Here is a 23931-nt window from a genome sequence, read left to right on the forward strand (position 1 = left end):
TTACGCAAGAACAGAAAATTAATTTTATTAAAGTTTTCATTCCTTTTCAAGGCTATCTTTGATAATTCATTTTTTTTGAGGTTTTTGTTTCATTATCAGGCTCGAAAGGTTCTTTTGCCCACATAATATCGTGGCGTACAGCACGTTTGAAACCATCAGGTTTTCTGTCAAAATAAAAATCATACGAACCACCCACAATCCCCTTGCCTTCAATATACGCAAAGCGGTCAATGCCACGATGGTAGTTGTAACTTTCTGTGCTCTTAATTCCTTCGTCATAACGTTTATACTGTTTTTCAAAATCTTTATTCCAATCGTCAAAAGTCCAAAAACGATATACTTTTTCGTTGTTTTTTTGTTCTATTTCTGAAAGATAAATCGCTCTAAACTCTTTTTTTATCCAAGAATATTTGTCCGCATAACCTTCCATCGGAAAATTATCACTAATTTGAGACAGATAGGCTTTTTTAACATCTTGGTAAGTCATAATTTTGTCTTTAAGATTGATAATATTACTGCCCGAAATTTTAAGTGATGTCTCAATATCAAGCACTCTAAACTTTTCGATAAGCACATTTTTTGCTACAAAAAATTTATTTCCAACCTTTTTCACTAACCTATATTTATTGAAAATTTTAAGTTCATTGGAGTTCAATATAGTTTTTTGAAATTCTTCCGCAGTGAATAGTACATTTTCTATGAGTACATAAGAAATTTCTTCCCAATTTTCGCCCGTTTCCAAATCAGGAAGCACACTAAACAGAAATAATCCTTGATAATGGTCAAGATTATACAGTTCTATTTGAGCCTTAATTCCATACATTTTTTCGGTATTGAGTGTGTATCTTTTACTATTTGTAGGAAATATATCACTCAAAAGTACAAACCTTTTCTCAGATTGTGAAAACCCGAGAAAAGAGCATAAAAATGTTATGATTAAAAGTTTTTGTTTCATAATTGAAAAAATTAAAAGTATGGCTTACTCCTCATATATTGGTGTCATTTCCCACAGATAATATTCTGTTTTTATTTTCTCAATAAACACTATGGAATAACTTGTATCAGACCATATTAAACTTATGGGATAACAATTCTTGCGAAGGTCGTCAATAGTATAAACCCGCAGATTATCAATTGATTCTACCCTAATAGGATTTTCGTAAGATTCAAATTCATAATAGTTTTTCGTAATAGGCTGATTTACAATCTTATTTTTCACGTTATTTTTCGCAATCTCATCTTTATGAAAAATTTTCACCTTTACCACGTATATTTTATCTTTCTCAGAATATTTTTTATTAAACTCAAAATGCTGTTTTTCAGTTTGGTTCACTAAAACATAAAACGTTTTATCATTTTGAGCTTGAACAAAAAAGTGGAAAAATAGAGATATAAAAAAAACTTTCATAGCATTCTTAACTATTACAATTTTATATGTCAAATATAAAAACTATTTTTCGATAATAAAAAATAGTAATCGATAAAAAAGCAAAATTTAACATTTATATCATAAAAAATATTTGATTTTATTTTCAATTTATCAAAATAGATTTGTTAAAAATATATCCGAAATGTATTTTATTAACTTTCTGAAATAATTGTTCAAAAAGCAATCGTTAAAAAGGTTAATTCTTAAAAATCAAACATTTGATATTCTTCCAAAAGTTTATTTCTAAGCATTTCACATCCCAGCTAAAAACAAAAATCAAAATTCCGAAGTTTGCCAATTTTTCCATATATTTGCAAGCTATCAAAATCCTTACCTTATGTCAATCGAAGAAAATACACCGCAAACTCCGCAACAATCGGGCGAAAGCATCATCAAAATCACAGGAATGTACCAAAATTGGTTTTTGGACTATGCCTCCTACGTTATTTTGGAACGTGCCGTGCCAGCCATAGAAGACGGATTCAAACCCGTACAACGTCGCATTATGCACTCTATGAGGGAATTGTACAAAGGGCATTTGGATAAGGTTGCCAAAATTGTAGGACACACAATGCAGTTTCACCCGCACGGTGATTCCAGTATTTCCGATGCATTGGTACAACTCGGACAAAAAGAATTACTAATTGATACTCAGGGAGCTTGGGGAAATATCCTCACAGGAGATGCCGCCGCTGCTTCACGTTACATTGAGGCAAGGCTTTCCAAATTTGCGTTAGATGTGGTTTTCAGCCCAAAGGTGACCGAATGGCAAGTAAGTTACGACGGTCGGGAAAAAGAACCCGTTAACTTACCCGTGAAATTCCCTTTATTATTGGCACAAGGAACGGAAGGAATCGCGGTAGGTCTTTCTACTAAAATATTGCCACACAACTTCTTAGAACTGATTGACGCTTCTATTTCATATTTGAAAAATCAGCCTTTTGAACTTTATCCCGATTTTCCAACTGCGGGAATTATGGACGTAAGCAATTACAACGACGGGCAACGTGGCGGACGAGTTCGGGTTCGGGCAAAAATTTCACAAGTGGATAAAAGTACGCTTCGTATTACCGAAATTCCTTTTTCAACCACCACAGGTTCGCTTATTGAATCCATCCTGAAAGCCAATGACAAAGGAAAAATAAAAGTCAAAAAAATTGATGACAATACTGCCAAAAATGTAGATATTCTCATCCATTTACCACCTGGCATTTCGCCTGACAAAACCATTGATGCTCTCTATGCTTTTACTGCTTGCGAAACATCAATCTCTCCGCTTGCGTGCGTAATTCAGGACAACAAACCGCATTTTTTGACCGTTTCGGAAATCCTGCGACGTTCCACCGACAACACCGTTCAGCTTCTGAAAAAAGAATTGGAAGTAGAACTTCACGAGCTTGAAGAACAATGGCATTTTTCTTCTTTGGAAAAAATATTCATCCGAGAAGAAATGTACATTGATTTTAAGTTATATTCTGAAAGAGAGACACTTTACCAATATTTGCGTAACCGTTTCGAGCCTTTCAAAGAACAACTTATCAAAGAAATTACAAACGAACATTTGCAACGTTTGACGCAAATCCCGATGATTCGTATCACCAAATTCGACACCTTCAAAGCAGATGAAAATATGCTAAAAATTGAAGCTGATATTGAGGAGATTAAGAATCATTTAGCAAATCTGATTGATTATGCCATCAACCACTTTAAACGTTTGAAAGAAACTTACGGAAAAGGAAAAGAACGCAAAACCGAAATTCGTCCGTTTGACAATATTGAAGCCACAAAAGTAGTTGTTCGGAATATCAAATTGTACGTCAATAAAGCGGAAGGTTTTGTGGGAACATCGCTCAAAAAAGACGATTACATAGGTGATTGTAGCGACATTGATGATGTGATTGTTTTCACCGAAAACGGAATAATGAAAGTGGTGAAAGTCAGCGACAAAACTTACGTTGATAAGAATATTATCCACGCTGCGGTTTTCAAAAAAGACGACAAACGCACCATTTACAACCTAATTTACAAAGACGGACAAACGGGATTTTCATACATCAAGCGTTTTAACGTAACAGGCGTTATTCGCGATAAAGAATACGAACTTATCCCAAGCAACAAAAACTCTAAAATATTGTATTTCAGTGCTAATCCGAATGGAGAAGCAGAAATCGTTACCGTGAATTTACGTCAGGTAGGAAGCATTCGCAAACTAAAATGGGACATTGATTTTGCTGATACGATGATAAAAGGGCGTAGCGTAAAAGGAAATCTCGTTTCAAAATATCCAATCAAACGCATCGAACTGAAGGAAAAAGGCGTTTCTACTCTCAAACCGCGAAAAATTTGGTTTGACGACATCGTAAAACGCTTAAATACAGACGAAAGAGGAAAACTACTAGGAGCCTTCAAAGGCAGCGACCGTTTGCTTTTAGCTACAAAAGATGGCAATGTAAAAACTGTTATTCCCGACCTGAGTTTGCATTTCGATGACAATATTTTGATTATGGAAAAATGGATTCCTGAAAAACCTCTTTCAGCAATTTATTATGACGGAGAAAAGGAACGTTGTTTCGTAAAGCGTTTCGTAATTGAAAACGAAAACAAAGAAGAACTAATCATCACCGAACATCCAAAATCGCAATTATTGTTCATTTCTTCCGACTGGCGACCAATGGCAGAGGTAATTTTTGCCAAAGAACGAGGAAAACCCGAGAAAGAAAACATATCAGTAAACTTGGAGGAATTTATTGCTATAAAAGGAATCAAAGCTCTTGGAAATCAACTTACTACCGACAAAGTAAAAGAAATTATAGCTTTGGAATCGCTTCCGTATGAGCAAGAAGAAGAACCGGAAATTATTGAAGAGGATTTGGGTGATGAGGAAATTATAGAGGATAACGACGAAAACAATGGACAAACGGAATTAGAATTTTAATTTTTTACAGAAATAGCTATGAAAAAACATATTTTGCTAATTTTCTTTGTAACGTTCTGTTGTGATGGATTTTTCGCACAGCAAAACAAAGATTCTATCGTAAATTATTTATCTAACACCATAGAAAACAGCAAGATATACACAAACAAGAAAGAAGCTAAAATCAGTTCCTTGAAAGAATTATTGTTGGATAAGAGACTGCCAACTTCTGAGGTTTATCATATTAATTTAAAATTATACGAAGAATATCAGAAGTACAAGGTGGATTCCGCTGTGGCGTATCTATTGAAAAACAAGAAAATAGCAACTACACTGAATGAACCTCTTTTACAAAATGAGGCAAACATACTTCTTTCAAGGCTTTTCTCCATCAAAGGAATGTACGTTGAGGCGTTGGGTTTGTTAAAGTCCATTGATAAGTCCGTTTTGAGCCAGAAAATGCTGTGCGAATATTACGATTCATACTATTCTTTTTACAGTCATTACGGGCAAAGCACCAATAATATCGACTACTTCAATCAAAGTGACCGATATCGTGACTCACTTTTACTGAATCTTCCGCCGGAAAGCATCGAATTTGAAATAGAAAGTGCCATTAAAAACTTTTATACCCAAAAAAAGGAACTTTCCGAAAGACAATTTTTAAATTTATTACAAAAAACCACAGATAAAAATCCGGAAAGGGCTTTAATCGCATACTTTTTAGGCAAAATTCATCAAGAAAAGGGAAATATTGATATGCAAGAAGCTTATTTTTCGATGTCTGCCATCACAGATATTCAGAATGCTATCAAAAACAACGCTTCTTTACAAAGTCTCGCCCTAACTCATTACGCAACAGGCAATCTCGATATGGCATATTTGTTCATAAAAATGGCAATAGAGGATGCAATTTTCTGTAATGTACGCCACAGAGCCGAAGAAGGAACTTCATTTTATACAATTATCAACACTGCGTACCAACAAAAGGAAAGAAAACAGAAAAAGACACTACAAATGTACCTGGTTCTGATTAGTATTTTGTCCTTGGCTTTGGTTGGGGCTTTGGTATATGTTTACAAACAAGTAAAAAAACTTATAAAAATCCGTAAAGAACTGCGTTACAGCAATGAACAACTTGCCAAGCTCAATACTGACCTTTCGGCAATGAACAGAAATTTACAAGAAGTAAACCATATTAAAGAACAATATATTGCCCATTTTTTTGATTTGTGTTCGGCTTATATTGACAAAATTGAAAATTATCGTAAACTTTTGTACAAAAAAGCAAACCGAAATCAATTTGATGAATTGTTAAAACTCCTAAAATCGAACACAGTAGAAGAAAAAGAAATAGAAGAACTATACAATAACTTGGACACCATCTTTTTGAGTATTTACCCAACCTTTGTCGAAGAATTTAATGATTTACTTTTGGAAGAAGAAAAAATCATTCCGAAAAAAGGTGAATTACTAAATACCGAATTACGGATTTTTGCCTTAATTCGCTTGGGAATTACGGACAGCAACAAAATTGCAGAGTTCCTGCGTTACTCCCTACGAACCGTTTACAACTACCGCACCAAAGTACGAAATAAAGCCAAAGGCGAACGCGATGAGTTCGAGGAGAAAGTAAAAACCATCGGGCAATGGAAAGTAACATAAAACATCGAAACAAAACGAAAACAATCATAAACAAGTCGAAATGAAATTAATTTCGACTTGTTTTTTGTTTCATTTTTAGTACTTTTTTAGGCATCCTCCAGAGCATAATTCACTAAAAAACAAATAAGTATATTTTCAAACCAGTACTTTTATACTCCACAACATTTTTAGGAGTTGCTTTTTCACTAATTTTGGATTGTGAAAGAATTGATTAACTTTCATTGAAAGGAGTTGCTAATAACCTAAATATTTTTATTTATGAAAGTACTAAAAAAATATGTAGTAAGTTTTGTATTGTTACTCGGCTGGATAGCTTCGCTTGAAGCACAGAACATCCTCCAAGTAACAGGAACAGTAAGCGATGATTCGGGAATGCCTCTTCCGGGGGTTTCTGTAATCGTAAAAGGAACTACCAAAGGTACATCAACAGATTTTAATGGAAAATTTGAATTGAAAGACATTCCGCAAGGAGCCACTTTGGAATTTTCATTCATAGGCTTCAAAACTATTGATGTGCGAGTAACAGGAAATACTGTTAATGTAAAAATGCAGGAAGAGACTGAGGAATTGGACGAAATTGTTGTCATTGGTTACGGTACTCAGAAAAAAGGCGATGTAACTACTGCCATCACTTCGGTAAGCACCAAGGACATCGACCAGCGTCCTGTAACGTCAGCAGCTCAGGCTATTCAAGGGCGTGCTGCCGGGGTTCAAGTAGTTCAGCCCAGTGGAGCTCCGGGTGCAGGACTTTCAGTTCGCATTCGTGGAAATACTTCCATCAGTGCTTCAAATGACCCTCTTTACGTGGTAGATGGCGTTCCTGTGCAGGACATCAACAATATTGCTCCTACCGATATTCAGGATATGCAAATATTGAAAGACGCCTCATCATCAGCTATTTATGGTTCGCGTGCTGCCAATGGTGTTGTTCTTATCACAACAAAGCAAGGAAAAGGAGGAGAAGCGAAAGTTTCAATCAATTCGTATATTGGTATGTCGAACATTGCCAATAAAATTGAATCTCTCAATTACGCTCAATACAAAGAGTTGATGGACGAAACAAAAGCAGCCACCATTCCAGCTGGATTGACTGATGTAACCGATTGGAATAAAGAAACATACAGAACAGGATTCAATCGTAATTACCAAGTTTCGGTTTCAGATGCCAACGAAAGAACAAATTACTACCTTTCAGCAGGTTACACCAAAGATGACGGAATTATCCGCAGTTCATTCTTTGAAAGATATAATGTTCGTCTGAATTTAGAGAACAAAACTAAAAAATGGCTTACATTAGGAGCAAATGTCTCTTACTCTGACTATTCTTCAAACAATATTATCTCCGGACAAGGTTCAAACCGTGCAGGCGTAGTACTTTCCGTGATAAATACGCCAACATACGCTCCTATTTGGAGTGATAATCCAAAACAATATTATAACAATTTCTACGGAGTGAATATTACGCATCCGGTTGAGAATATTTCTCGTAATGCGGACAATTCAACCAATAACAATCGTTTTGTTGGAAGTGGTTCAGCAACGATTCATTTTACCGACGCTTTGAAATTCAAATCAACTTTTGCTATTGACAGATTAGCTCACAAACACACAAGTTGGCTTGACCCAGAGGCAACAGCTTGGGGACGTCAAAACTTCGGAAATGCTTCTGACGTTCGTTCAAACGTAACTTTGCTAACGTTCGATAATCTTTTAACTTTTGACAAAAATTTCGGAAAACACTCATTGTCATTATTGGCGGGTACCTCCGGAACTACTTCAAAATATGATGAAAGCGAAATAAGAGGCTCTCATTACGCTTCTTCGGATATTAAAACCTTGAATGCTGCCAACAAAATCGACCCTAATAGTACAAAAACATATGCTTCACAATGGGCAATGATGTCGTATTTAGGACGAATTTCTTATAACTATGACGGAAAATATTTGCTAACGGCTAATTTCCGTGCCGATGGTTCTTCAAAATTAGCACCGGGCAAACGATGGGGTTATTTCCCTTCAATATCAGTTGGTTGGAGACTTTCCAAAGAAAATTTCTTGAGTGACGTGGCTTGGCTTTCCGATTTAAAAATTCGTGGAGGTTGGGGTCAAGTAGGTAACCAAGCAGGTATTGGACCTTACGGACACTTATTGCTCTACAGTATCGCACGAAAAGACTGGTGGGACAGCAACAATACGAACGCTCTTGTAACAATAAGCCCTACAAGCTTTTCAAATCCTGACTTAACTTGGGAAACTACTACGCAAAGCAACATCGGGATTGACATAGCATTATTCAACAATCGGCTTGCTTTAACTGCCGATGCGTATTTAAAAAGAACTACCGATTTGCTTATGAACGTACCACTTCCTGCCACTTCACCATATCCGTTTGTGTATAGAAACGAAGGTGAAATGACCAACAAAGGGCTTGAATTTGGCATCAATAGTCGAAATTTTGTAGGAGAAGATTTCAATTGGAATACCGCTTTCAATATTTCTTTCAACAGAAATAAATTAGAAAAATTGACACTTCAAAAAGTATATTATTATGCTCGAACTTCCGAAAGAACTAATGAATACGTAGTAAGAATGCAAGAAGGAATGCCTTTGGGGCAATTTTGGGGACGCATAAGTGAAGGTGTAAACCCTGATACCGGAGATATCGTTTATCGTGATGTTAATGGCGATGGCAATGTTGACTCAAATGACAAAACATTTATCGGCGACCCAAATCCTGACTTCACTTTTGGTTTGACTAATGATTTTACTTACAAAAATTTCAGCTTAAACATCTTCTTACAAGGCTCTTACGGAAATGATATTTACAACGCTTCTCGCATTGAAATGGAAGGTATGTACGATGGTAAAAATCAATCAACTGCGGTGCTAAATCGCTGGAGAACACCTGGTCAAGTAACTGATATTCCTCGAGCTGTCAGAGGAACAAACAATATCTTCGCTTCGTCACGTTGGGTGGAAGATGGTTCATATTTGCGTGTAAAATCCGTAACACTTTCTTACAACGTACCGGTGCAAAGCTTGGAAAAATTAGGAATTCGAAAAATACAGCCTTATTTCACAGCACAAAACTTATTGACTTTTACCAACTACAAAGGTTTCGACCCAGAAGTAAACCAATTTACAGGGAATCAACCTATTTTCGGTATTGATTGGGGAACTTATCCACAAACGAAAACTTTTATCTTCGGGCTTAATGTAGAATTTTAAAACTTGATTACAATGAAAAAATATATCTCACCTTTTTTTGCATCGGTTATATTGCTCACTGCTTGCAATTTAGACCAAGACCCTCTTGCCGATTACAGTCAAGTTACGGTGGGTGGCAATACCGGGACAACCAACTTTACCACTAAAACCGAAATGCAAGCCGCCTATGACAATATGTACACTTACATCAAGAATAACGGACAAGAATTCTGGGGGCTTGATTTTGAAGTAAATTCCGAAACACGTTCTGATAATGCGTATGCAGGCTCAACCGATTTTCCTGTAGCAGCCGTTGAACGAAATATCCAAGATGCTTCCAATGGTAACATTACAAGGGATTGGAAGGGGTATTTAGCTGCCATATCACGTGCAAATATTATCATCGCAAATATTGATAAAGTGCCCGATGCTTCTCTTACCGACACGGAACGCAAACAGTGGAAAGCCGAAGCCCAAATTCTTCGTGCGTGGATGTACTATGATATGGTTCGTTTTTGGGGCGAAGTACCTTTATTACCTGCGGTTAATGTGCCTTCAATAGCTTCTTTTGATGAAGTAAATGAATTACTCTATCGTGAGAGAAATTCCGTTCAGGAAGTTTATGGCGATATCATCAAAAACTTGGAAGAAGCCGTTCAGAATGCTCCTGCTGTTAATAGTTCAAACAAATTTTTGTTGAGCCGTGCCGTAGCTAATGCACTTTTAGCCAAAGTATATGCCGAAATTCCGGTTCGTAATTATGCTAAAACTATTACTCATTGCGACGCGGTCATTGCCGACGGATTTTCATTACTGCCTGATTACGCCGACCTTTTCCAACTTAATGAAGCCCAAAATGATGTAAAAGTTCGTAATTCTGCTGAATCTATTTTCGAAATTTCCTATCAAGGGGCTTATATGTGGGTTGGAGGTATTATGGGCAAAAATTACCTAAACCCGAAGGATAAAATCTCTTGGGCAAGATGGGTAGCTCCTTCACGCGATTTAATTGCTGATTTTGACTCTGAAGGCGATGTTATTCGTAAATCACAATCCATTGTGTATGAGGAGGTATCTTACGACCATTACTATCCTAAAGAAAATTATCCGTTTGTGTACAAATTACGCTCTAACCTAAACAGTATCATTAAATTACGTTTAGCAGATATCTTACTTTTAAAAGCTGAAGCTTTGGTTGCTACGGGAGACTTAAATGGTGCAGCTACCTTAGTAAATCAAGTACGTGCCAGAGTGAAATTACCTGCTCTTTCTGCAAATATAACGTCTTCTTCTGAAGCAATGATGACAGCTGTTATGAAAGAACGTCGTTTGGAATTAGCTTTTGAAGGACATCGTTGGTTTGACCTTTTGCGTTCAGGGAAAGTAGTTGAAATAATGAATTCTCTTAATTCAAGAGACCCTAAACGTTTGACTATAAAACCTTTCACGGAGCAAACTACATTATATCCTGTGCCTCAATCCGAGATTGAAGCTAATCCGAAACTTACTCAAAACCCTGGATACTAAATAAATGACACGCATTTCTCTATCACATATAGTTCTTGGAATTTGGGCAGTAACTTCGTGTACTGCCCCAAAATCCAATTTACCGCAAACTGATAATGAAAAAGTTACGGTTTTGGTTTCTACAGGAAATCGTGAAAAGAATTTCCACAGGGAAGAGATTATGCTCAAAGAAAATAAAACGCAAATCAGTGCGAATATCACGCTAAATCCTTCCAAAAAATACCAAACTGTTTATGGATTCGGTTCGGCGATTACGGGCTCCACTTGCTACAATCTCCTGAAAATGAACCCAGAAGATAGAAAATCGTTCTTAAGAGAAACTTTTTCAGTTAGTGAAGGACTTGGACAGAGTTATGTTCGTGTTCCGATAGGTTGTTCCGATTTTTCACTCAGTGAATACACTTGCTGCGACACACCCGGAATTGAAAATTTCGCCTTGCAAGAAGAAGAAACACAGTACATTATCCCAATTCTGAAAGAAATTCTGGAGATAAACCCTGATATTCAGATTATAGGCTCACCTTGGACACCTCCTCGATGGATGAAAGTGAACAATCTGAAGGATTTACAACCTCATAATCAATGGACAAGCGGTCATCTCAACCCGAAATATTATCAGGATTACGCTACATATTTCGTGAAATGGATTCAGGCAATGAAAAGCCACGGCATTGATGTACACGCCATTACCATTCAGAATGAACCGCTTAACAGAGGAAATTCAGCTTCAATGTTTATGGGCTGGGAAGAGCAATTGGCTTTTATCAAAACAGCTCTTGGCAAAACCTTAAAAGACAGTGGTTTAAACACGAAAATTTATCTGTTTGACCATAATTACAACTACGACAATATGCCCAAGCAGCAAGGTTACCCAACGCATATTTACAGCGATGAAGAAGCCTCGAAATATGTTACAGGAGCGGCGTACCACAATTATGGAGGGCAATATTCCGAATTGGAAAAAATTCACTATCAATATCCTGATAAAGAATTGATTTTCACTGAAACTTCTATCGGTACGTGGAATGATGGTCGTAACCTTTCTCTCCGTTTGGCTGATGATATGGAGCAGATAGGTTTCGGAACGTTGAACAATTGGTGTAAAGCAGTGATTGTATGGAATTTAATGCTTGATGAAAACGGAGCTCCCAATCGTGAAGGCGGTTGTAAAACTTGCTTTGGGGCGGTAGATATTTCTACAAATGATTATAAAACCATTACCAAAAATTCGCATTATTACGTTATCGGGCATTTGTCATCGGTAATAAAACCTGATGCGGTTCGGATTGAAAATCAGAAAAATACAGACCAAAATATACTCTGTACTTCCTTCCAAAACACAGACGGAAGTTACGCTTTGGTGCTGCTTAACAAAAATGCACAAGACACTCAGGTAGTTGTTACTGACGGTCAGAAACATTTTTCTTACACCGTTCCTGCCAATGCTGTGGCGTCTTTCAAATGGAAATAAAATGTTAAAAAATGGAGCGTGTAATAAAAAGTATGATGATAGTCCTTATTGTCAGGCTGAGCGAAGTTGAAGTCTGATAAAGCCCCCCTTTTTGAGGCGTCGTACTTCTTATGTTACTAAAAAAAATACTAGAATAACAATGAAAAAAATATTCTTTTTGCTTGTATTGTTCTCAAATGTAATTGTTTGGGGGCAAACCATCACTATCAAAGGTAAAATTCCTTTCAAACACACCGATGAAACAGCTTGGATTAAGCGTTATCAACACGATATCGACAAATACAAAGAGGAAAACAAAAAATTAAACAATCGTTCGTGTGATGTGCTTTTTCTTGGAAGTTCGTCCATAAACCTTTGGAAAACAATTCACGAGGATTTTGCTCCTTTGAAGATTATCCGGCGTTCGTACGGAGGTTCTACACTTCGCGATATGGTTTATAATTACAAAGTCATAGCCAAAGGGTACGACCCGAAAAAAATCTTGCTTTATGTTGAAAACGACTTGGGAGCTCATAAAGAAGGAGTTTCGGCGGTAAAATGTTTTGATTTGTTCCGAATTTTCATCAGCAAACTCAAAAAAGAGTATCCACACGCACAGCTTTTTGTTGTATCGCTCAAACCATCGGAGCATAAAGCCGACCAGTTACAAGACCAGCTGCTGGTAAACAGTTTTCTACAAGCAAACGCCAGAGAACAAAATTATACCTATATTGACGTTACCAGAGTGATGTACGATGCAGAGGGGAATTTACGACAAGATATTTTCGTAGAAGATCAATTACATCTCAACTCCGAAGGTTATCAGCTTTGGACTGAGGTAATTAAACCCTATTTAATCAAATGAAAGTAACGAATATATTTTCATAGTTAGCATAAGTTTAAGGTTAGTAGTTCCGATGAAGTAAGGGCAAGAGCTTGGGAAACCTTTTCCAGCTCTTCTCTTACGGATTTGGTAAGAGTTATCCTTTTAATAAAATTTTACAATACATTAAATATCAGTATAATGAAAAAAATAGCAATAAAAATCATTTTTCTTTTTTGTACAATGGGAATTCTTTTGGCACAAGAGAAACTTCCTGTGTATTTAGATGATTCCCAGTCTATTGAAAAACGTGTCGAAGATGCCCTTGCACGAATGACGCTGGAAGAAAAGGTGGCGATGTGTCACGCACAATCCAAATTCAGTTCGCCAGGGGTTCCCCGATTGGGAATTCCAGAAAATTGGATGACTGACGGTCCGCACGGCATACGTCCCGAAGTGTTGTGGGACGAGTGGAACCAAGCCGGCTGGACGAACGATTCCTGCACCGCCTTCCCTGCTCTTACCTGCCTTGCTGCTTCGTGGAATCCTGAAATGGGATTGCTCTACGGAAAGGCAATTGGCGAAGAAGCTCGTTACCGAAATAAAAACGTGCTTTTAGGTCCCGGAATTAACATTTATCGTACGCCGCTAAACGGACGCAATTTTGAGTATATGGGTGAAGACCCGTATTTGGCTTCTAAAATGGTTGTTCCTTACATTCAAGGAGTTCAGTCCAACGGAGTGGCAGCCTGCGTTAAGCATTTCGCTCTTAATAATCAAGAAATCAATCGTCATACCGTTAATGTTAAGCTAAATGACCGTGCTTTGTACGAAATTTATCTTCCTGCCTTCAAAGCTGCCGTTCAAGAAGGAAAAACGTGGTCAATTATGGGAGCTTACAACAAATATAAAGACCAATGGGCAAGCCAGAATAAATACCTTTTGGTGGATATTCTTCGTAAGGAATGGAATTTTGACGGAGCTGTGATTTCCGACTGGGGAGCGGTAAATAACACCGACCACGCCGCACACCACGGATTGGATATGGAATTCGGTACTTGGACGGACGGGCTCACTGAAAACAAAGCCAACGCATACGACCATTACTATTTGGCACAACCTTTCTTAAAGAAATTAAAATCAGGAGAAATTAAGGAAGAAGTAGTCAATGAAAAGGTAAGAAACATCTTGCGTTTGGTGTTCCGTACCAATATGGCTCCAAATCGTCCTTTTGGTTCGTTCGCTTCGCCTGAACATTTTGCCGTAGCTCGAAAAATCGGTCAGGAAGGAATCGTTTTACTAAAAAACGAAGGAAATGTATTGCCTTTAAACTTGAAAAAAGCTAAAAAAATCGCCATCATTGGTGAAAATGCAATTAAAGTGATGACCGTTGGCGGTGGAAGTTCTTCTTTAAAAGCTGTTCACGAAATACTTCCTTTCGATGGGATAAAACAACGCATCGGTAAGGAAGCGGAAGTTATTTTTGCAAGAGGTTATGCCAGTAACGATTATAAAGACCAAGACGGCGTTAGTGCCAACCAAAATCTGTCGGATAACCGACCCGCCTCTGAACTCATTGCCGAAGCGGTAAACATAGCCAAAGATTCTGATTATGTGATTTTTATCGGCGGGTTGAACAAACACGATGGGCAAGATTGCGAGGGTAACGACCGAAAATCTTACGGTTTGCCTTACGGGCAAGATGCCGTAATTAGTGCTTTGGCAAAAGCTAACAAAAATCTCATTGTAGTGATGATTTCAGGAAATGCTGTGGCAATGCCTTGGGTGAAAGAAGTTCCAGCAATTGTACAGAATTGGTACTTGGGTTCGGAAGCAGGTAACGCTCTGGCTGATGTGCTAAGCGGTGATGTAAACCCTTCTGGGAAACTTCCGTTTACTTTCCCCGTAAAATTAAACGACAACGGAGCTCACGCTTTGGGCGAATACCCCGGAGCGGAAAATGAAACCTATCGCGAAGGAATATTGGTGGGCTATCGTTGGGCGGATACCAAAAAAATAAAGCCTTTGTTTGCTTTCGGACACGGACTTTCCTATACCACATTTGAATACGGAAAAGTAACTGCGGATAAGAAAACAATGTCAATCAATGACAAGATAACTTTTTCCGTAACTGTAAAAAACACAGGGAGCAGAGACGGAGCCGAAGTGGTTCAGTTGTACATCCGTGATGTAAAATCGTCTGTGATGCGTCCGTACAAAGAACTCAAAGGTTTTGAAAAAGTGTATTTAAAAGCAGGAGAAAGCAAGATTGTCAAATTTACCATCGACAAAGAAGCTCTTTCATTCTTCGATGATAAAAAACACGAATGGATTGCCGAAAAAGGTGAATTTGAAGCTATTATAGGAAGCTCATCTTCAGATATCAGGACAAAAATAAATTTCTCTTTACAATAGTTTCTTATAACACGCAATTGCTGCCTGAAAGACAAAATGTTTTTCGGGCAGTTTTATTTTTTATTCAAAACTCTCTTATCTTTGCAAAGAATTATTTTTCAAAATCAAAAATGAAACTTGAAGAACGCATTTTTTCTATCAAAACAGATGAAGAATTTGAACAAATTTCTTTAGAAATATTTGATTATCAATTCAAAAACAATGTAACATACAAGGAATTTTGTTCTTATTTGAAGAAAAATCCTGATAATGTGCGTTCTGTTTACGATATTCCTTTTTTACCGATTGAATTCTTCAAATCAAAACGAGTTTTCTGCGGAAACAACACTGAGCAACAAACATTTACAAGCAGCGGAACGACAGGAATGGTCACCTCCAAGCATTTTGTGAAAGATATTTCCATTTACGAGAAAAGTTTCCGAGAAGGATTTGAATTATTCTACGGAAAGCCTTCGGAATATGCGATTTTGGCACTTCTTCCCTCCTATTTGGAACGGTCTGGTTCTTCATTAATTTATATGGTGGAAGACCTTATCAAGCAATCAAAAAATAAAAATAGTGGATTTTATCTTTACGAATTGGATAAATTAGCCGAAATTCTTAAAGATTTGGACAAAAAAGGACAAAAAACATTGCTAATTGGCGTTTCTTTTGCTTTATTGGATTTGGTTGAAAAACATCAATTTAATTTGAAAAACACCATTGTAATGGAAACTGGAGGAATGAAAGGACGCCGAAAGGAACTCATCCGAGAGGAACTGCATCAAATTCTGAGTAATGGATTCGGATTGCAAAATATTCATTCTGAATATGGTATGACGGAATTACTTTCACAAGGATATTCAAAAGGAAACGGAATTTTCAAAACCGTTCCTTGGATGAAAGTTCTGATTCGTGATACTAACGATGCCTTGTCTTTTCTTCCTAACGGGAAAAGTGGCGGCGTAAATGTCATTGATTTGGCGAATGTGCATTCGTGCAGTTTTATCGCCACTCAAGATTTGGGAAAGGTTTACAACGATGGCTCTTTTGAGATTTTAGGCAGATTTGACAATGCCGATATAAGAGGTTGTAACTTACTGGTTATGTAAGCTTTGCAGTTTTTCTTTCACTTCCGAAATCACTTTTGAAGAATTCCCCACAAACACCTGATTATCAACAATCATCACAGGACGAACCAAAAACGTGTAATGTTCCAAAATCAAGTTTTTGTAATCACTTTCGGATAAATTTTGGTCTTTCAAATTTCGTTGTTTGTAAAGTTGTGAACGTTTACTGAAAAGCTTTTCGTAGCTTCCTACCTTGTCTTTCAGGAAACTGAGTTCTTCCTCCGAAATCGGATTCTTTTTAATATCTTGTAAATCAAACTCTTTAGGAAGTTCTAATTCTTTAAGAATACGCTTGCAAGTGTCGCAAGTGCTGAGATAATATATTTTATTCATAATCAAACATTTAAAAAACACAAAATTACCATCATAAAAATTTTATAATGGTAATTTTATTACATTATTAAACAAAAACTTACCGCTTTACTAGTCTGCTATATGTTTCCCAATAACTACTATCAAAAGCCTCCGTATTTCCCGAAATAAGGTTGAAAGCGAAAAAACTGGCAATGATTAAGATTAAAATTCCGCCAAAAAATATAATTCGTTTTGTTGGAAATATAGCATAATAAACCAGTATTGATACCAACGGAGTGAAAATCAAATACGGCAGAGCAATCACAAAACTATCTGTAAATAAAGATGTTACAAACAATAAAGACAGTATAGGCAAATTCATCCAGAAAAGCCCGCTACGCACTTCCTTTCTCTCCTTCTTTTTAAAAGACAGAAAAGAAACCATCGCCATCAATAGTAAAAAAGTGGGTAACATATACCCTTGATAACCATAAAAAACAATTCCCGTTAGCAGATAAAGCCCAATGCCTATCAAACTATTTTTCATAATTTGTTTCATATCCATTTAAAATTAAAATTTTATAAAATCCCTCTTTTATTACAACTTTGTAGCCACAAAAAGCCACATCCAAAGTTTGACTCCTCACAATTGTCTGTGGTTTTTCCTGTTAAAAAATTTTTAATTATTCTGGCGACAAGATACAAAGCAAAATCCTTAAAACCCAAAAATTAACAAAATATTAACCCTTCACTAAAAAGATTCCTTCAAATATATCAACATTTGCTTGACGCGTTCCAATTTTTCAACAATTTCGTAATTGGAAAATGTTTTTTGCGTATTTTCTTGAAGTTTTTGTCTGGCTCCTTCCAAAGTATGCCCTTGTTCTTTTACCAAATGGTAAATTAATTGCAATTTTTTTACATCTTCGGAAGAAAATTTTCGGCTTCCTTTGGCATTTTTTTTGGGATTGATAATTTCAAATTCTTTTTCCCAAAAACGTATCAGCGAAGTATTTACATTGAAAGCCTTCGCCACTTCGCCTATGGTGTAATATAATTTTTCGGGTAAGTTAATTTCCATTTATTAATCCATCGATTGATTTTCTTGCGTTGAAACACGAATCATTTCAGCGTATTCATCCGGAGTTAAATTTCCGTAATAGAAGTGAATTGGGTTGATATGCTCTCCGTCCTTAATGATTTCGTAATGCAAGTGCGGAGCTTGAGAACGACCCGTATTTCCCACCGTTCCTATAATGTCACCTCTTTTTACTTTCTGACCAACTTTCACCTTATATTCGTGTAAATGAGCATATAAAGTCACGTAACCATAGCCGTGATTGATACGTACGTGTTTTCCGTAACCCGAAGAAGCATCATCGGCACGAAATACGACTCCGTCACCCGAGGCATAAATAGGCGTACCTTGTGGAGCTGTAAAATCCATTCCGTTATGAAATTTACGAGCTTTGGTGAAGGGATCGTTCCGCCAACCAAATCCTGAAGCCATTCTGGTTAAATCCTTATTATCAACAGGTTGTATTGCAGGGATTGACGACAAGAACTTTTCCTTTTCTTTGGACAAATCCGCTATTTCATCTAACGATTTTGATTGAACAACTAATTGTTTTTGAAGGATTTCCAAACGTTTTGTAGTGCTGATAATCAATTTTGAGTTATCGTAATTTTCCAAATGCTCATACCGATTCACACCACCAAAGCCACTGCGTCGCTGTTCTTCGGGAATCGGAGCTGCCTCAAAATAAAGCCGATACATATTGTTATCTCGTTCTTGGATATTTGCCAAAACCTCTTCCATATGTTCCATTTTTTTGTTCAAAATCTGGAAATTAGTTTCGTATTGCTTTATTTCACGCTGTAAGGAAACCTCTCGCGGAGTGTAAAAAAAACGTGTATTGACCATCAAAAACATCGCAATACCTCCAAAAAGAGCCGAAGCCGTCAAAAAAAGAAGGACGTTTCGCACTTTGGTACGCTTCCTACTGATAATCCGCTTGTAGGAAAGTGTTTCCGGGTCATAATAATATTTAATTTTTTTCATCGCTCTTAGTTGTGATAAAAATCCGACAGTTAGTTTCTCTCAAAAAATCTGTCAGATTTTACAAAGGTAAAAATTTTTTCAAACAAATTGAAAAACGAAACATTTTCTGTTTGATTTTTTAACCGACTTGAAGACATTTACAGAGTAAAAAAATTATTTCCAAAAATCACTATAGAAATTACTGAATTCCATTAATTCATTATGATTACCAGAGAACTCAATTTTTCCGTTTTCCAGAATGCAAATTTCATCAGCAATTTTAGGAAGAGAATGCAACCTATGAGATATAAATAATATTATTTTCTCTGACTTTATTTTTTGCAAAACAGATAAAAAGAAATGCTCTGTATTTCTATCCATAGCAGATGTAGATTCATCCAATATAAGTAATTTAGGATTTTTAAATAGTGTTCGAGCGAATGAAATCAGTTGTTTTTGCCCACCAGACAAATTAATTCCCTCTTCGCCTAAAAGAGTGAATAATCCCTGTGGGAATTCATTGAAATAGGTGTCAAAACCATATTTGTAAAGAAATAAATTTATTTCTTCAATAGAAACTTCTTCTCCCAATGTAATATTGTCTATTACATTTCCATTGAAAATAGCTATTTCTTGTGGAATGAAGCCAATCAAACCACGATAACTTTTCAAACAAATATCTTGTAATAAGCAATTATCGATTATAATCTCTCCCTTTTCGGGTAAATAGAATTGTAACAGAATCTGTGCTAAAGTACTTTTTCCACAACCACTTTCACCAATGATGGCTGTTACTTTTCCTTTTTGAAGATGTAGGTTTACATCCGATAAAATTTGTTTTCTTCCAACAAATCGAAAAGCAATATTTTTTATCTCAATGTGTTGGACATCTGAAATATTAGTACCTTCATTTTTTTCGGGAACAATTGACGAAAATTCGTACATTCGTAAGAAAGCAATTTTAGCTTCATTAATTGGAATTGTTATGAGAGCCAAATTCAACACGGAAGGAAGCAAAGAACCTGCCATTGTTATAATAGCCATAAGTTCACCAACTTGCATTTTTTCGTTTAGTACCTGTAATGATGTGTAAATCAACACACCTATTAAAAATAAAATACTTGCCACACCCGATTGCCACGAAAGTAGAATATTTATTTTTCCCAATTGGAAGATTTTATCTTGAAAACTACCAAACAAAACAGCATTTAGTTTTGAAAATACAGTTTGTTTATTATTCACTTTAATATCTGTAATCCCTTGTAAAGAAGCAATGTAGTTACTTTCAGTAAGAGCGTAACCTTGCATAACTTCTTTTTGTGATTGAATGATTTTGCTGTTGCTACGATAAATAATATAGAAATAAATTGGCATTGTCAAAACAGATAAAAGTCCTATTTCCCAAGAATAGTAAAACAGAAATGCAATCGTGATAATCACTACCAAAACATCTATTGCTAAACTCCCAACAAGTTGTTTAATAACACGTTGAATACGTTGTGTATCGTTCAAACGAGCTATCAACTCCCCAATTTTGCGTGTATCGAAAAAGGGTTTAGGAAGAGATAGCAGATTTGTAAAAAATTGATTGTTAATGCGATTGTTAAAATCTTTGGATTGGCGAAGTAGAAAATACTCACGAAGCACGGAAATCCCCGTTCGAGCCAAGAGTAAAATAGCCAAAAGTACAATTCCTGAAATTAGTTTCGTTACGTTTTTAGCAGGGAGAATGTCATCAATGAGTTTTTGCGAAAAAACAGCCATTGCCAAACCCAAAACAGCAATCACTACACCAATTAGTGAACTGATAACAAGAAGTTTAACATCTTCTTTTATTAACCCATAGAACCAGTTGCGTTGTGATTTTTTGGTGTTTTTTTCTTTTTGGAAAGTTTCCGTAGGCGAAAGTGTCAAGCAGGTTTTAGAAACCCATATTTTATCCAATTCATTAGGAGAAAGCTCATTAATACCTTTGGCAGGGTCGCCGATTAAAAATTTTCCGTTTTGATAGCCATAACAAATCACATAATGTTGTAAACGTTCTTCAATGACAACGTGTAAAATTACAGGTTCGCCGTGGTCAATCAAGGCTTGCGTATCAGCTTCATTTCCTTCGGCTAAAAAGCCCAACTGATTGGCAGCTTGATACAAACCCAAAAGTGTAGTACCTTGCCGTGTGGTGCCACTAATTTCACGTAATTTTTCCAATGAATTGTTTCCGCCATAATAACGAATCAGCGAAAGCAAACACGCCACACCGCAATCACTTTGGTCGTGTTGTAACACAAAAGTTTTGGTAATCTGTTTTTGGTTGAGCATACAAAAATATAACTTTTTTCTATTTTTTATTTCTGAAAATGCTTACAAGTATGAGTAAAATAACAAACATACTTAGGATATAAAACACCTTTACGCTTAAACTATGCGTGTTTAAATCTCCAAAGATAATTACATAACCGAAATATAACAGATAAAGAATAAGAGCTATTTTAATTATTTTTCTTTTCATTTTCTCTTTTTTTAAAATAGAGGATTATCAATAAGACAACCCTCTACGATTAAAATATTACCATATGTCCCAAGCTCTTCCTAGACAAGCCACAGCTCCTGCCGCCAAAACGGCTTGTCCCCAAGCTGGTATGAGCATTGAGATTCCCATAGCTGTTCTCACTGCCATTCCTGCTCCTACACCGCCAAGTGCAGCACAAGCTCCATCCAGAAGGTCTCCCCCTTGCACATTTTCCATTTGTTTAATTTCTAATCTTTTCATTGTTTTAAAAATATTTAGTTAATAATCAGTTATATCATTTTCAAAAAGTATCCGCAAGCCGGCTTTTGCTCCTCTTTTTAAAAACGATGTTATTGTTCTTCTAAAATTTGCAAAATAGTTTCAGCTTTTATTTGTCCTTTATGTTTGTATATCAACTTTTTACTTTTATTATAAATTAATAGATACGGAATGCTGTTGGCATCAAACTTTTGTGAAAACACAAACGAGGCATCTTGCAAAAAAGTAACGTTTTCAACGCCTAAAAGTTGTTGCTCTTGGGCAAACTTTTTAATGTTTTCAATAGGTTCAATTGAAACAAAAACAAAGTGTACTTCATCAAATTGTGATAAATTTTCACGAATGCTTTGAGCTTCGTGCAAACAATAATCACATTCACTATTGAAATACACAAAAATCGTTGCCAGGTTTTTCTTTAAGTCACTGTTAGTGAACGTATTCCCCTCCAAATCAGTGAACGAAAACGCCGGAAGCATAGCTATCTGTTGTGCTACTTGCTTTTTGTGACTCATTTTTTGATACATCTTGTAGCTCATAACCCCTAAAAAGCAGATAACCAGCAATGAAATAACTTTCTTAATAATTGACTTTTTGTTCATAGTTTTACGCATTGTTTAATGTAAAGAACATCACCCCCACTATCCACAGAAGCAACCCTACACCATAGCCACTTGCCACAATGCTAAGCCCTTTTTCTTTCTGCTCGTTAAATATTTTATCTAACTGGTAAGCCAAAAACCACCAATATAAAACCTCAAAAAGATTTAACACCTGAAAAGGATAAATAAACCAAACATCTATTCCTTGATACCCTGTAATGTTCAATGCCGATAGAGGATAAAAAAATTGCAAATCTTCTAACGTAAAATCTTTTTGGAAAAAGTAAAACCAACCTATTTTTAGGATAGGAACTAATAGAAATATAAACTCTGCCCTTAGTACAATAAACCTGTCTAAACTTTTTAAGAGGAAAATTAAAAGTTCCAAGAATTTTTAGCATTTTTGTTTTGCATAACAAAATGAAAATCAAGGAACTTTGAGCAAAGATATAATAAAAAAATGGATTATTTCCCATTTGAGTATTGGAAAAAGAGGATTTAAAACAAAATTTGATTTATCATTAATTTTTCTTCTGATAGTCAAACGATTAAAAACAGGTTGCCAGTGGAGGGAACTTCCGGTAGAAGTGTATTTTAAAGACCAAAAAATAAGCTATCAAACAGTCTATTATTATTTCAATAAATGGAGTAAAGATGGTAGTTTTAAGCGAATTTGGCTTAATTTGTTGCTTGAGAATCGGAGAAAATTAGATTTATCAAGCGTCCAACTTGATGGTAGTCATACTCGATGTCGAATGGGAGGACAATCTGTTGGTTATCAGTTAAGAAAAAAGTCAAAGACCACGAATTCTATCTTTCTGTGTGATAATTTGGGGCAAATTTTAGCAATGGGTAGTCCAAAATCCGGTAATCATCACGATTTGAATAATATAGACTTTGTTTTAAAAGAGATTTTGAATCTTTTGGAGGAAGCGAAAATAGAGCATAAAGGCTTGTTTGTCAATGCAGATGCAGGTTTTGATAGCCGAGACTTAAAAAGTTTTTTACAGGAAAAAGAAATAATACCTAATATCAAACAAAATCCCAGAAATGGACAAAATGAAAATATTTATTTTGACGAAGAATTATATAAAAATCGGTTTAAAATAGAGAGAAGTTTTGCGTGGCTTGATGGTTTTAAAGGATTGATTATAAGATATGAAACCCTAAACACAACTTGGATGGCTATGTTGTATCTAGGGATTATACTAACATTTATTCGAAAAGTTTAAACAAGTTTGATATCAAAAAGTTGCTTGTACGATAGTTTTTTGTTAAAGAAAAAGCAACCAATATCAAGTAATAGAGCCACTACACTAATTTTTAAAAGTAATAGAACAGGCATAGCAAGATATCCCACCCATTGCCACTTGTTTTGAAAATCTAACACTTTTTCAATTTGCTCTGTTGTGAGCTGCTCTGAAAGAGAAGACAACAACAACTCTCGGGTATTCAAAAAAAACTCTGACAACCAAGTTAAGAAAAAGTAAAAAAGGCAAAGTGCCATAAATGCTATTGTACTAACATAATTACTATTGATTTTCAAACTCATACGCAAAATCACAAGTTAAATATCCCATAAATACAAAAACTCACTTTTTTAAAGTCAAAAACTTTATTGGACAAATATAATAACTATTATTTAATTTTAAAATTATTTAACATAAATA

Annotated in this window: 20 protein-coding genes; 9 read left to right on the top strand and 11 right to left on the bottom strand. The window is 35.9% G+C overall.

The annotated features are described in order from the left end of the window. Positions 1–52 precede the first annotated feature (52 nt). Both CGC58_RS05720 and CGC58_RS05725 read right to left on the bottom strand, forming a co-directional pair. A complete protein-coding gene (locus tag CGC58_RS05720) occupies positions 53–877 on the bottom strand; it encodes a hypothetical protein (RefSeq protein ID WP_157909205.1) in 825 nt (274 codons plus the stop codon). Positions 878–979: 102 nt separating this feature from the next. After that, positions 980–1408, bottom strand: coding sequence for a hypothetical protein (locus CGC58_RS05725; protein WP_157909206.1), 429 nt, complete (start codon positions 1406–1408; stop codon positions 980–982). 364 nt (positions 1409–1772) lie between these two features. Here CGC58_RS05725 and CGC58_RS05730 point away from each other — a divergent pair, with 364 nt between their 5' ends. The 8 genes from CGC58_RS05730 to CGC58_RS05765 all read left to right on the top strand — a co-directional run bounded on the left by CGC58_RS05730 (position 1773) and on the right by CGC58_RS05765 (position 16521). After that, positions 1773–4364, top strand: coding sequence for a DNA gyrase/topoisomerase IV subunit A (locus tag CGC58_RS05730; protein WP_095897128.1), 2592 nt, complete (start codon positions 1773–1775; stop codon positions 4362–4364). 18 nt (positions 4365–4382) lie between these two features. Continuing rightward, on the top strand, positions 4383–6008 hold the full coding sequence (locus tag CGC58_RS05735; protein ID WP_095895721.1) for a DUF6377 domain-containing protein: 1626 nt from the start codon (positions 4383–4385) through the stop codon (positions 6006–6008). A gap of 258 nt (positions 6009–6266) precedes the next feature. Then, positions 6267–9236 carry a SusC/RagA family TonB-linked outer membrane protein gene (locus CGC58_RS05740; protein WP_095895723.1) on the top strand — a complete coding sequence of 990 codons (2970 nt, stop codon included), beginning with the start codon at positions 6267–6269 and terminating at the stop codon, positions 9234–9236. Positions 9237–9248: 12 nt separating this feature from the next. Next, the gene (locus CGC58_RS05745; protein WP_095895725.1) at positions 9249–10742 is read left to right on the top strand and encodes a RagB/SusD family nutrient uptake outer membrane protein; all 1494 of its coding nucleotides are present in this window, start codon (positions 9249–9251) and stop codon (positions 10740–10742) included. A 4-nt stretch (positions 10743–10746) separates the two neighbouring features. Continuing rightward, positions 10747–12213: a glycoside hydrolase family 30 protein gene (locus tag CGC58_RS05750; RefSeq protein ID WP_095895727.1), complete on the top strand. Its 1467-nt coding sequence runs from the start codon at positions 10747–10749 to the stop codon at positions 12211–12213. A 139-nt stretch (positions 12214–12352) separates the two neighbouring features. Continuing rightward, positions 12353–13057: an SGNH/GDSL hydrolase family protein gene (locus tag CGC58_RS05755; RefSeq protein ID WP_095895729.1), complete on the top strand. Its 705-nt coding sequence runs from the start codon at positions 12353–12355 to the stop codon at positions 13055–13057. Positions 13058–13216: 159 nt separating this feature from the next. Further along, positions 13217–15430 carry a glycoside hydrolase family 3 C-terminal domain-containing protein gene (locus tag CGC58_RS05760; protein ID WP_095895730.1) on the top strand — a complete coding sequence of 738 codons (2214 nt, stop codon included), beginning with the start codon at positions 13217–13219 and terminating at the stop codon, positions 15428–15430. Positions 15431–15540: 110 nt separating this feature from the next. Further along, the gene (locus tag CGC58_RS05765; protein ID WP_095895732.1) at positions 15541–16521 is read left to right on the top strand and encodes a LuxE/PaaK family acyltransferase; all 981 of its coding nucleotides are present in this window, start codon (positions 15541–15543) and stop codon (positions 16519–16521) included. Here the strand turns inward: CGC58_RS05765 and CGC58_RS05770 are convergent. The 8 genes from CGC58_RS05770 to CGC58_RS12680 form a co-directional block, all read right to left on the bottom strand. Beyond that, the gene (locus CGC58_RS05770; protein WP_095895734.1) at positions 16507–16872 is read right to left on the bottom strand and encodes an arsenate reductase family protein; all 366 of its coding nucleotides are present in this window, start codon (positions 16870–16872) and stop codon (positions 16507–16509) included. The genes CGC58_RS05765 and CGC58_RS05770 overlap by 15 nt on opposite strands. Positions 16873–16951: 79 nt before the next feature. After that, entirely contained in the window at positions 16952–17398 is a 447-nt protein-coding gene (locus CGC58_RS05775) for a hypothetical protein (RefSeq protein WP_157909207.1), read from the bottom strand. 186 nt (positions 17399–17584) lie between these two features. Then, the gene (locus CGC58_RS05780) at positions 17585–17914 is read right to left on the bottom strand and encodes a MerR family transcriptional regulator (RefSeq protein ID WP_095895738.1); all 330 of its coding nucleotides are present in this window, start codon (positions 17912–17914) and stop codon (positions 17585–17587) included. A 3-nt stretch (positions 17915–17917) separates the two neighbouring features. Next, the gene (locus CGC58_RS05785) at positions 17918–18895 is read right to left on the bottom strand and encodes a M23 family metallopeptidase (protein ID WP_095895741.1); all 978 of its coding nucleotides are present in this window, start codon (positions 18893–18895) and stop codon (positions 17918–17920) included. A gap of 153 nt (positions 18896–19048) precedes the next feature. Continuing rightward, positions 19049–21193, bottom strand: coding sequence for a peptidase domain-containing ABC transporter (locus CGC58_RS05790; RefSeq protein ID WP_095895743.1), 2145 nt, complete (start codon positions 21191–21193; stop codon positions 19049–19051). A gap of 247 nt (positions 21194–21440) precedes the next feature. Further along, the gene (locus CGC58_RS05795; RefSeq protein WP_095895745.1) at positions 21441–21644 is read right to left on the bottom strand and encodes a hypothetical protein; all 204 of its coding nucleotides are present in this window, start codon (positions 21642–21644) and stop codon (positions 21441–21443) included. A gap of 89 nt (positions 21645–21733) precedes the next feature. After that, positions 21734–22261, bottom strand: coding sequence for a TlpA family protein disulfide reductase (locus tag CGC58_RS05800; protein WP_157909208.1), 528 nt, complete (start codon positions 22259–22261; stop codon positions 21734–21736). Positions 22262–22265: 4 nt separating this feature from the next. Continuing rightward, complete coding sequence (locus tag CGC58_RS12680) at positions 22266–22649, bottom strand: hypothetical protein (RefSeq protein ID WP_157909209.1); 384 nt, start codon at positions 22647–22649, stop codon at positions 22266–22268. 49 nt (positions 22650–22698) lie between these two features. Here CGC58_RS12680 and CGC58_RS05810 point away from each other — a divergent pair, with 49 nt between their 5' ends. Beyond that, positions 22699–23493, top strand: coding sequence for an IS5 family transposase (locus CGC58_RS05810; protein WP_095894635.1), 795 nt, complete (start codon positions 22699–22701; stop codon positions 23491–23493). On the opposite strand, the gene CGC58_RS05815 is transcribed toward CGC58_RS05810, so the two are convergent. Beyond that, positions 23490–23813, bottom strand: coding sequence for a hypothetical protein (locus CGC58_RS05815; protein ID WP_095895751.1), 324 nt, complete (start codon positions 23811–23813; stop codon positions 23490–23492). The genes CGC58_RS05810 and CGC58_RS05815 overlap by 4 nt on opposite strands. Positions 23814–23931: the final 118 nt, after the last annotated feature.

It is taken from the genome of Capnocytophaga stomatis (genome assembly GCF_002302635.1).
Lineage (GTDB): Bacteria > Bacteroidota > Bacteroidia > Flavobacteriales > Flavobacteriaceae > Capnocytophaga > Capnocytophaga stomatis.

What these genes read in the sequence shown, in the direction of transcription:
- CGC58_RS05735 (WP_095895721.1), top strand. Translation starts at nt 4,383, where the DNA reads ATGAAAAAACATATTTTGCTAATTTTCTTTGTAACGTTCTGTTGTGAT.
- CGC58_RS05790 (WP_095895743.1), bottom strand. Translation starts at nt 21,193, where the DNA reads ATGCTCAACCAAAAACAGATTACCAAAACTTTTGTGTTACAACACGAC.
- CGC58_RS05780 (WP_095895738.1), bottom strand. Translation starts at nt 17,914, where the DNA reads ATGGAAATTAACTTACCCGAAAAATTATATTACACCATAGGCGAAGTG.
- CGC58_RS05785 (WP_095895741.1), bottom strand. Translation starts at nt 18,895, where the DNA reads ATGAAAAAAATTAAATATTATTATGACCCGGAAACACTTTCCTACAAG.
- CGC58_RS05740 (WP_095895723.1), top strand. Translation starts at nt 6,267, where the DNA reads ATGAAAGTACTAAAAAAATATGTAGTAAGTTTTGTATTGTTACTCGGC.
- CGC58_RS05745 (WP_095895725.1), top strand. Translation starts at nt 9,249, where the DNA reads ATGAAAAAATATATCTCACCTTTTTTTGCATCGGTTATATTGCTCACT.
- CGC58_RS05800 (WP_157909208.1), bottom strand. Translation starts at nt 22,261, where the DNA reads ATGAACAAAAAGTCAATTATTAAGAAAGTTATTTCATTGCTGGTTATC.
- CGC58_RS05750 (WP_095895727.1), top strand. Translation starts at nt 10,747, where the DNA reads ATGACACGCATTTCTCTATCACATATAGTTCTTGGAATTTGGGCAGTA.
- CGC58_RS05770 (WP_095895734.1), bottom strand. Translation starts at nt 16,872, where the DNA reads ATGAATAAAATATATTATCTCAGCACTTGCGACACTTGCAAGCGTATT.
- CGC58_RS05755 (WP_095895729.1), top strand. Translation starts at nt 12,353, where the DNA reads ATGAAAAAAATATTCTTTTTGCTTGTATTGTTCTCAAATGTAATTGTT.
- CGC58_RS05775 (WP_157909207.1), bottom strand. Translation starts at nt 17,398, where the DNA reads ATGGATATGAAACAAATTATGAAAAATAGTTTGATAGGCATTGGGCTT.
- CGC58_RS05725 (WP_157909206.1), bottom strand. Translation starts at nt 1,408, where the DNA reads ATGAAAGTTTTTTTTATATCTCTATTTTTCCACTTTTTTGTTCAAGCT.
- CGC58_RS05760 (WP_095895730.1), top strand. Translation starts at nt 13,217, where the DNA reads ATGAAAAAAATAGCAATAAAAATCATTTTTCTTTTTTGTACAATGGGA.
- CGC58_RS05795 (WP_095895745.1), bottom strand. Translation starts at nt 21,644, where the DNA reads ATGAAAAGATTAGAAATTAAACAAATGGAAAATGTGCAAGGGGGAGAC.
- CGC58_RS05815 (WP_095895751.1), bottom strand. Translation starts at nt 23,813, where the DNA reads ATGAGTTTGAAAATCAATAGTAATTATGTTAGTACAATAGCATTTATG.
- CGC58_RS05765 (WP_095895732.1), top strand. Translation starts at nt 15,541, where the DNA reads ATGAAACTTGAAGAACGCATTTTTTCTATCAAAACAGATGAAGAATTT.